Source organism: Mycobacterium sp. TH-M15 (assembly GCF_057473705.1).
Map to the genome: position 1 here is coordinate 1 of NZ_JBYCLB010000646.1, position 8,858 is coordinate 8,858.

At 70.3% G+C, this 8,858-nt stretch carries 10 protein-coding genes and 1 pseudogene; 3 read left to right on the top strand and 8 right to left on the bottom strand.

The window, feature by feature from the left end; genetic code table 11:
- Positions 1-81: 81 nt before the first annotated feature.
- From AC2VNT_RS15780 to AC2VNT_RS15790, 3 genes and pseudogenes are all read left to right on the top strand, one after another.
- A pseudogene (locus AC2VNT_RS15780) lies at positions 82-969 on the top strand (HAD family hydrolase); the annotation flags it as partial.
- A 155-nt stretch (positions 970-1,124) separates the two neighbouring features.
- Positions 1,125-1,640, top strand: a complete 516-nt coding sequence (locus tag AC2VNT_RS15785) for an FAS1-like dehydratase domain-containing protein (protein ID WP_486947748.1) — start codon at positions 1,125-1,127, stop codon at positions 1,638-1,640.
- Between the two features lie 37 nt (positions 1,641-1,677).
- The gene (locus AC2VNT_RS15790) at positions 1,678-2,238 is read left to right on the top strand and encodes a hypothetical protein (RefSeq protein ID WP_486947749.1); all 561 of its coding nucleotides are present in this window, start codon (positions 1,678-1,680) and stop codon (positions 2,236-2,238) included.
- Between the two features lie 4 nt (positions 2,239-2,242).
- Here the strand turns inward: AC2VNT_RS15790 and AC2VNT_RS15795 are convergent, their stop codons facing one another.
- From AC2VNT_RS15795 to AC2VNT_RS15830, 8 genes are all read right to left on the bottom strand, one after another.
- Complete coding sequence (locus AC2VNT_RS15795; RefSeq protein ID WP_486947750.1) at positions 2,243-3,301, bottom strand: lysophospholipid acyltransferase family protein; 1,059 nt, start codon at positions 3,299-3,301, stop codon at positions 2,243-2,245.
- Between the two features lie 4 nt (positions 3,302-3,305).
- Positions 3,306-4,412: an SDR family oxidoreductase gene (locus tag AC2VNT_RS15800; protein ID WP_486947751.1), complete on the bottom strand. Its 1,107-nt coding sequence runs from the start codon at positions 4,410-4,412 to the stop codon at positions 3,306-3,308.
- Positions 4,413-4,486: 74 nt separating this feature from the next.
- Positions 4,487-4,588 carry a 30S ribosomal protein bS22 gene (locus tag AC2VNT_RS15805; protein WP_003402602.1) on the bottom strand — a complete coding sequence of 34 codons (102 nt, stop codon included), beginning with the start codon at positions 4,586-4,588 and terminating at the stop codon, positions 4,487-4,489.
- 227 nt (positions 4,589-4,815) lie between these two features.
- Positions 4,816-5,052, bottom strand: a complete 237-nt coding sequence (locus AC2VNT_RS15810) for a cell division/environmental response transcriptional regulator (protein ID WP_486947752.1) — start codon at positions 5,050-5,052, stop codon at positions 4,816-4,818.
- A gap of 142 nt (positions 5,053-5,194) precedes the next feature.
- The gene (gene proC / locus AC2VNT_RS15815; RefSeq protein WP_486947753.1) at positions 5,195-6,067 is read right to left on the bottom strand and encodes a pyrroline-5-carboxylate reductase; all 873 of its coding nucleotides are present in this window, start codon (positions 6,065-6,067) and stop codon (positions 5,195-5,197) included.
- Between the two features lie 9 nt (positions 6,068-6,076).
- The gene (locus AC2VNT_RS15820; RefSeq protein WP_486947755.1) at positions 6,077-6,874 is read right to left on the bottom strand and encodes a thioesterase family protein; all 798 of its coding nucleotides are present in this window, start codon (positions 6,872-6,874) and stop codon (positions 6,077-6,079) included.
- Positions 6,875-6,950: 76 nt separating this feature from the next.
- Positions 6,951-7,793: a sugar phosphate isomerase/epimerase family protein gene (locus AC2VNT_RS15825; protein ID WP_486947754.1), complete on the bottom strand. Its 843-nt coding sequence runs from the start codon at positions 7,791-7,793 to the stop codon at positions 6,951-6,953.
- Positions 7,794-7,804: 11 nt separating this feature from the next.
- Positions 7,805-8,821: a hypothetical protein gene (locus AC2VNT_RS15830; RefSeq protein WP_486947756.1), complete on the bottom strand. Its 1,017-nt coding sequence runs from the start codon at positions 8,819-8,821 to the stop codon at positions 7,805-7,807.
- Positions 8,822-8,858: the final 37 nt, after the last annotated feature.

The window sequence follows — 8,858 nt, forward strand, 5'->3', positions numbered from 1 at the left end:
CCCCCCGCCGTATAAGGTTTATTCCGGGCCGCGGGACGGCCCACGGCGGTTGGCAGGCGGCATGGTGAAAGGAGGTCCCGAATGGCTTCCCCCGACGCGGCGGACACGGGCACAGACGCCGAGCTGGAGTCGCTGACCACCAACCCCAGCGCCGAGCGGGCGCTCGAGGACGTCCGGGTGCCCGAGGCCGACGAATCCCGCCCGGTCGACCTCACCGCCGCGGCGTTCTTCGACGTGGACAACACCTTGATCCAGGGTTCGTCGGTGCTGCACTTCAGCCGGGGGCTGGCCGCCCGCGACTACTTCAGCTACCGAGACGTCGTCCGGATGATCTATGCCCAAGCCAAGTTCCGGCTCACCGGCAAGGAGAACAGCGACGACGTCGCCGCCGGCCGGCGCAAGGGGCTCGCGGTCATCGAGGGCCGGCCGACCGCGGAGTTGGCGGCCCTGGGCGAGGAGATCTACGACGAGATCATCGCCGACAAGATCTGGCCCGGCACCCTGGAGCTGACCCAGGCGCACCTGGACGCCGGCCAGCAGGTCTGGCTGGTCACCGCGACCCCCTACGAGCTGGCCGCGACCATCGCCCGGCGGCTCGGGCTGACCGGCGCGCTGGGCACCATCCTGGAATCGGTCGACGGGGTGTTCACCGGCCGGCTGGACGGTGAGATCCTGCACGGCACCGGCAAGGCGCACGCGGTGCGGTCGCTGGCGATCCGGGAGGGGCTGGACCTCAAGCGGTGCAGCGCCTACTCCGACAGCTTCAACGACGTGCCGATGCTGTCGCTGGTCGGCACCGCGGTGGCGATCAACCCCGACGCCGGTCTGCGCGACCTGGCCCGGGAACGCGGCTGGGAGATCCACGACTTCCGCACCGCGCGCAAGGCGGCGCGGATCGGGGTGCCGGCGGGGCTGGCGCTGGGGGCGGCCGGCGGCGTCGTCGCCGCAGCCGTGGCGCACCGTCACGAGCGCGGCTATCGCGCGAGGACGGCGCGACCGCAACAAACCCCGTGGCGCACCATCACGAGCGCGGGTAACCGACGACGACGCCACGACCAGGGCGGACACCCAGCACTGATAGGCTTCCGCCGCCGAGCACTACCGCGAGCGGAGGACCACCCGGCATGTCAGTGCATACAGGGTCACAGGAGATCATCGGTACCCACTACCGGTTCCCGGACTACTTCGAGGTCGGGCGGGAGAAGATCCGCGAGTTCGCCCGCGCGGTCAAAGACGACCACCCGGCCCACTTCGACGAGGAGGCCGCCGCCGAGCTGGGCTACCCGGCGCTGGTGGCGTCGCTGACCTTCCTGGCGGTCGCCGGCCGGCAGGTGCAGCTGGAGATCTTCAACAACTTCTCCATCCCGATCAACATCGCCCGGGTGTTCCATCGCGACCAGAAGTTCACCTTCCACCGGCCGATCCTGACCGGCGACCGGCTCTACTTCGACGCCTACCTGGACTCGGTGCTCGAGTCGCACGGCACCGTGATCAGCGAGATCCGCAGCGAGTGCACCGACGCCGAGGGCAAGCCGGTGATCACCAGCGTCGTCACCATGCTCGGCGAGTCCGCCCGCCAGGACGCCGACACCGAGGCGGCCACGGTCGCCGCGATTGCGGCGATGCGGGACCGGACATAGCCTCGCCCCAGGGCATCGGGCACGGTGAGGGGGTGCGGTGGAAAGCCTTCACGCGATGCAGGAGTTCCTGGAGAAGCAGCGGCGCAGCTACGCGCGCAGCCTGGGCCGTCGGCCGCTCGGCGCGGCGGCCGACGAGGTGCTGGGCCGGCTGATCGACCGGGTGCAAGCGGCCAACGACGAGCGGCCCGCCGGCGCTCCGATGACGCTGAGCTTCGTCCAGGGCGGCATGTTGGAGGCGCTGACGCTGATGAGTCGGGTCGTCGACACGCTGAGCCGGCTGCACGAGCTGCTGGCCGAGGCGCACCGCGACGTCTCCGAGCGGCGCCAGCCGTTCATCGCGCTGCTCGACCGGATCGAGGCCGACGGCTACAAGGTGGACCTCACGACGTTCACCGACGTCACCGACCGCCGGGACTGGTCGACGCTGGACGCCGTCGACGACCCGGCGCGGCGGGTGGCCCTGACTGCCGAGCAGATCACCCGCGCCGAGCAGGCGAACATCTACCAGCAGCAGCTCAAGCAGCTGGACGCCGAGATCATCCGGTTCGAGGCGGGATACGCCGAACGCATCCGCACGCTGCGGATCAAGGAGGGTTGACGGCTCAGCCGAAGAACACGTTGCGCCGGCCGGCCAGCAGCCGGTACAGCGTGTGCTGGATGGTCTCACGCACCTGGTCGGTGAGGTCGAAGGTGACCATCGGATCGTCGGCGGCCGCGGCGTCGTAGTCGGCCGTGGAGATCGGCGTGCCGAACGCGATGTGCCACTTGGACGGCAGCGGCACCAGACCGGCCAGGCCGGCCAGCGGGAACAACGGGGTGACCGGGAAGTAGGGCACACCGAGCAGGCGGGCCAGCAGTTTGACGTCGGCCAGCATCGGGTAGATCTCCTCGGACCCGATCACCGAGCACGGGATGATCGGCGCCTTGGTGCGCAGCGCCGACGACACGAACCCGCCGCGGCCGAACCGCTGCAGCTTGTAGCGGTCCCGGAACTTCTTGCCCAGACCCTTGTAGCCCTCCGGGAACACCGCGGCCATCTCGCCTGCCGCCAGCAGCCGGTGCGCGTCGGCGGTGCAGGCCATGGTGTGGCCGGCCTTGCGGGCCGCCGACCCGATCACCGGCAGGTCGAAGACCAGATCGGCGGCGAGCAGCCGCAGGTTGCGGTGTGCGGGGTGCTCGTCGTGCGCCGCCACCGAGATCATCAGCGCGTCCACCGGCAGCACGCCGGCATGGTTGGCGACCACCAGCGCCGGCCCGCTCTCCGGCAGGTTCTCGATGCCACTCACCTCGACCCGGAACCACGACTTGTAGGGCAACCGCAGCAGCGGCAGCGCGATCGCCTCGTTGAACTGCGGGTCGAAGCCGAACTCGTCGACGGCGTAGTCGCCGGTGATCCGCTCCCGCAGGAACGCGGCGACCGAGGCGATCCGGTCGGCCAGATCCTCGGAGGACCCCTCGCCCTGCCCGGCCGCGCCGCGTTTCTTGTCGATCTCCCGGACGACGGCCGCGATCTGCTCGGCGGAGGCGCGCTGCTCGGGATCGGAGAGCAGCGACGGGTCGCGCCGAGCGCCCGCGGCTCGCTGACTGGCCCGCCGCTCGGCGGGCGTCCGGCCCGAACTGCGGTGCAGCGGAATAACCTTGGCTCTCGAATCGCCGGCCACGACGCTACCCTCCCCTCGACGTGCTGTGACTCCCCCAACGCCCGGCGACGCCGACCACCCGGCTCTCCAACGACCGGATCCAGCGCGGATCGATGATCGGGCTCACCCCGCGGCCACGCAGATAGTCGTCGAACGCCTCGGCGGTGGTCCACTTGCTGCGGTAGCCGAGTTCGGTTCGCATCTTAGTGGTATCCATGACCCGGCCGAAGCTTAGGTAGTTCAGCTGCTCCCGGCTGATCGCGGTGTAACGGTTGGCCCGCCGCAGCGAATCCACCGCGAACAACCCCAGTCCGGGCAGCGGAAGCGGGATCCGGCCGGCCCGGCGAACCGCCTGGGCCATCGTGATGACCCCGTCGGCGCCGACGTTGAACGTGCCGGGCTTGCCGGCCATGGTGGCCCGCTCCAGCGCGCCCAGCGCATCCTGCTCGTGCAGCAACTGCAACCGCGCGTCGCGGCCGAGCACCGTCGGCACCAGCGGCCCGCCCAGGTAGCGGGAGAGCACGGTGTCCATCGCCGGGCCGATCATGTTGGCCAGCCGCAGGATGGTCACCGCGATGTCCGGCCGGCGCCGGCCCAGCCCGCGGGCGTACCCCTCGATGTCCAGGCTGTCGCGCGGGAACCCCGGGCCGAGCGGATGCCGACTGGTGCAGTCCTCGGTGAACAGCACCGGGTCACGCGAGCTGGACCCGTACACCTCCGACGTCGACTTCAGCACCACCCGCCGCACCGACGGCGCCTTATGACAGGCCGCGAAGAGCTGCATCGCCCCCATCACGTTCAGCTCCTTCAGCGCGGACGGGCTGGCCGACCGTGGCAGATAGGAGGCCGCCGCGGCGTGCACCACGGTGTCGACGTCGCTGTTCCGGATGACCTTGGCGATGAACGGGTTGCGGATGTCGGCGCGGACGAACTCGGCGCGGCCCATCCGCCGGAGCATGTTCTTGCTGGGGGCGATGGCGTCCACCGCGATAACCCGGTCGATCAACGGATTCTGAACCAGCCGAGCGGTCAGATATCCGCCCAGGAACCGGCACGCGCCCGTGACCAACACGACTTTCGGGTAATGCCGGATGTCGGTGCGGCCGCCCTCGGAGGAATCCGACGAGTCCACGCTGCCAGCCTAACGTTCGCGGGCAGAAAGCAATACCGCCAATCGGCGGCGGTTGCCGACGGGGCTAGGCGGGCCTACTTGCCGAGTTTTCTGCGCTGCACCCGGGTGCGGCGAAGCAGCTTGCGATGCTTCTTCTTCGACATGCGCTTGCGCCGCTTCTTGATGACTGAACCCATGGACTCCGCTATCTGGCTCGCCTCAGCCGGCTGGCGCCGACTCCGGAACTGACCCGCACACCTTACCCGGGTCGGCCCGGCGAACGGAAAACGGCGTCGATCGCCGCTCCCCGCCCGTCGAGCCGGTGGCCACGGCGCGGCGGAACCTGCGCCGGGCTCGCCGAGTGAGCGCCCAGAGCGCAGGCTCGACGCCGGCCGGGAACTGGGCGCCGAGTCGGCGCGCCGGTCTAGCCGGCGTCGAAGAACGACGTCTCCAACAGGTCGTGCACGGCCTTGGCGTGCACCCGGAAGGAGCGTCCGACCCGTACCGCGGGCAGCTCGCCGCTGTGCACCAACCGGTACACCGTCATCTTGCTGACCCGCATCAGCGCGGCCACCTCGGCCACGGTGATGAACTGCGTTTGACCCTGCTGGCCGTCCGGTGCGCCGCTATCGCGCGCCGACGGCCCGTTCATTGACGTCATCGTTACCCATTCCAATCGGGCACGTGCAGTCCCGGCGGCTTCCCCTCCGCTGGCACCCACACACGTGCTTACGACACAGAGAATAGCGGGACGAATGGGGTTAAAGCGACAGATGTGGGTAAAACTGTGAAAAATAAGTGAACTACTCGGATGTAATTTTTAGCTGCTCAGAGCGGGTTTTTGCGGCGCGAACCGCCTCGCTGACCGCGTCTCGTAGGCCACCGCGCTCCAGTTCCCGCAGCGCAGCGGCGGTGACGCCGCCGGGTGAGGTGACCGCGGCGCGCAGCTGCGTCGGTGTGGTGTCCATCGCGGTACCCGGGCGATCCCCGGCCGCCCGCCGGTCCTGCTCGATGCGCTCCAACAGCATCGTCGCCGAGCCGACCATCGTCTGCACCGCCAGATCGGTGGCCACCCGCCGGCCCAGCCCGGCCGCTACCCCGGCGTCCACCAGCGCCTCCACCAGCAGGAAGAAATAGGCCGGCCCGGAACCCGAAATCGCGGTCACCGCATCCAGCTGCCCCTCCGGAACCACGGTCACGCTGCCGACGCAGTCGAACAGCGCGGCGACCTCCTTGAGCTGTTCCGGGCTGGCGAAGCGACCCGTGGCCAGCGCGCTGGCACCCGCGCCGACCAGCGCTGGCGTGTTGGGCATCACCCGCACCACGGCGACCCCGGCCGGCAGCTTGGACTCCAGGTAGCCGGTGGTGACGCCGGCCGCCACCGTCACCAGCACCTGATCCGGGCGGGTGACCGAGCCGGCGGCGATGATCTTGGCGATGTCAGCGATCACCGGGTCGACGTCGGTCGGCTTGACCGCGATGATCACGATGTCGGCGCTCTCCACCGCGTCGGCGACCGATGTCAGCAGCACCGAGTAGGTGTCGGACAGGTAGCGGGCCCGGTCCGGCTGCCGCTCGGCGACCACCAGGTCCTTGACGGCGCGGCCGGCCCGCAGGAACCCGGACAGGAGTGCCTCGCCCATGTTGCCGCCGCCGACGATTGCGATTCTGGCCATGGCGACAGGTTACTGACCGGGTACCAGCGCCAACTGCCGGGACTGCACCACGATCCGGCCGGTGCAGTCGACCACGGTGTGATCCTCGTCGAACCAGTCCTGGCCGATCTGCACGCAGCTGCATAGCACCCGCAGCCAGCCGTCGGCCGGCAGTCCGCGCAGGTAGGCGGTGAGTTGCACGGTGGGCGCCCAGCCGGTGCGGTGCACCGCGAACGTCACCGGAGCGGACACGTCCCCGCACATCAGCGCGAACAGCACGTCCGGTGCGACGTCGCGGGGCCGTACCCACAGCTGGATCAGCGGCGGCGCGCCGTCGAGGCGCGGCTGCGTGGTCGCCACCAGGGGTCGCACGTCACACCCGGCGGCGAGGTTCACCAGCCCGGCCATCGGGTGGCCGGGGCCGATCGGCGCCGCGTCCGGCGGCGGTTCCGGAGCCATCAGCGCGGTCAAAGGATTGGCCGAGAGCAACGGCGGGGCCGCATGTTCCGGCTCGCCGAGGGTGACCACGGCATGCACGGCGATTCGGTCGCCTTGGCCGAGTTCGACGTCGACGACGCTGATCCGGCGGCCGCGTTTGCGGATCGTGGCGGTCAGCCGCATCGGCCCGGGGTCCGGCGCCCACAGGAAGTTGCCGGAGACCGCCACCGGCTGCCCGCCGCGCGCACCGTGGGCGGTGCGGGCCGCCTGCGCGCACAGTGCCAGCATCACCCCGCCGTGCACCTTCGGGCCGATGGTCCAGTTTTCGTCGAGCGCCCCGGTGAACCGTGCGACGTCAGCGCTGTCGTCGTCGGCCCGGGTCAGCCGCATCGCGTCGGTGAACAGTGCGGGGCTCACTGGCGCCGCTCCTCAGCATCGCTGCGCTCTGCATCGTCACCACCGCGGCTCATCGCAGCAGATGCTCTCGGGCGAACCGCAGCGACTCGGTCAGCAGCGCGTCTCGCTCATGGTTGGTCCGCGCGTGCGAGGTGGTCACCTCCAGCACCACGTGGCCGGCGAAGTCGCTGCCGGCCAGCAGTTGACACACCTCGACCGCGGGCTGGGTGCCGCGCCCGGGCACCAGGTGCTCGTCGGCGGGGAGTCCGCTGCCGTCGCAGAGGTGCAGGTGGGCCAGGCCGGATCCCATCCGCCGGGCCATCTCCTGTGCGTCGGTGCCGGCGGTCGCGGTGTGCGACAGGTCCAGGGTGTAGTGGGCGTGGTTGCCGTCCAGCGGGTCGTGCGACGGCGCGAACGCCGAGATCGCCGGGCCCGGACCGCCGCCCCGGCGCCGCATCCGCTCCCGGGACCGCTCGGCGCCCAGCAGCCGCTCGGCCCGGAACGGGAACATGTTCTCCACCGCCACCTGCACTTGGCTTGCCGTCTCCAACGCGGCAACCTGATCGGTGAAGCCGTCGGCATAGCGGCGCTGCCAGCGGAACGGCGGGTGCACCACCACCGTCTGAGCGTCCAGCCGTTCGGCGGCCCGCACGCTGCGCGCCAACTTGTGCGCCGGGTTGGCCCCCCACACCCGCTGGGAGATCAGCAAGCACGGCGCGTGGACGGAGAGCACCGGAATCCGGTAGCGGCGGGACAGTTTTCGGACCGCGTCGATGTCTTGGCTGACCGACTCGCCCCACACCATCAGCTCGACACCGTCGTAGCCGAGCCTCGCCGCGTGCTCGAACGCGGCCTCGGTTCGCAACGGGTAGACCGAGGCCGTCGACAAGCCGACCTTGATGGCGGGGCGCACTGTGCCGCGGGTTACGTCGCGTGGAAGAACGCCAGCGGACCCAGCGTGATGAACAGCCCGGCCGCGACGGCGAGCAGGGTGCTGACCAGGTCCTCGGTTTTCCGGACCACCCGCACCGCGACCGCCATGCCGATGGTGACCAGCATGGTGAGCATCAGCGCGACGACGTTGTTCCAGCGCCACAGCTGGCCGAACGCGATCCACACGCCGGACCCGAAGGACACCGCCAGGGCAGTCTCCAGCACCACCGCCGCGTAGCTCAGCCATTCGGCGCGGCGGCCGGCCGGCACCGGCGACTCGCCGTCCAGCTGCTGGTCGTCGTCGTGCTCGTCGCGATGCCCGTCGTGCTCGTCGTCGAGGTCCTCGTCGCTGCCGCGCCTGCCGAAAAACCGGCGATGCAGGAACGAATCCCCGGAGACGTCCTCGTCAGCGTGCTCGAAATCGTCGTGCTCGAAATCGTCGCGGGCGCTGTGGTCTTCGTCGTGGATGTCGCGGTCTTCCAGATGGTCCGACTCGAATCCCTCCGAGCCCTCGACGTCATCGTGATAGCCGTAGTCGTAGTAGTCGTCACGCGGGTCGACATAGTCGTCCGGGTATTCGTCCGGCTCCGGCTTCGGCTCGGCCGCGAACCGCCGAACCGGCCGCGGGTCGTAGCCGGGCCCCGGACCGGCCAGGCTGCTCGGCAGCTGCGGCGACGACTTCGGCCAGCGCGGCTCCGGCTCGGCCAAACTGGTCTCCTCAACCCGCTCGACGGACTGCGGTCCGGTCGGCGGCCGGGCGTCGTAGTGGTCGTCGTCGGCGTAGTGGTCGTCGTCGGCGTAGTGGTCGTCGTCGGCGTAGTTGTCGTCGTCGGCGTAGTTGTCGTCGGCGTGGTGCTCATCGTGGTGGTCTTCGTCGACCCGCACGACGGGGATGTCGCCGGTTAGTTCGGCGACCGTCACCGCGCTGCTGTTGCCGCGGCGCCGGCGCCGGCGCCCGGTGACCGGCGGTGCGCCGAAGGTGCCGGTCTGGGCAAGCAACACCGCCACCGAAAACGGGCGGGTGGCCGCGTCTCGGGTGTCGGGT

Bases quoted from the DNA above. Each gene is read 5' to 3' on its own strand.
- proC (WP_486947753.1), bottom strand. From the start codon at position 6,067: ATGGCCAGAATCGCAATCGTCGGCGGCGGCAACATGGGCGAGGCACTC.
- AC2VNT_RS15805 (WP_003402602.1), bottom strand. From the start codon at position 4,588: ATGGGTTCAGTCATCAAGAAGCGGCGCAAGCGCATGTCGAAGAAGAAG.
- AC2VNT_RS15785 (WP_486947748.1), top strand. From the start codon at position 1,125: ATGTCAGTGCATACAGGGTCACAGGAGATCATCGGTACCCACTACCGG.
- AC2VNT_RS15820 (WP_486947755.1), bottom strand. From the start codon at position 6,874: ATGCGGCTGACCCGGGCCGACGACGACAGCGCTGACGTCGCACGGTTC.
- AC2VNT_RS15810 (WP_486947752.1), bottom strand. From the start codon at position 5,052: ATGACGTCAATGAACGGGCCGTCGGCGCGCGATAGCGGCGCACCGGAC.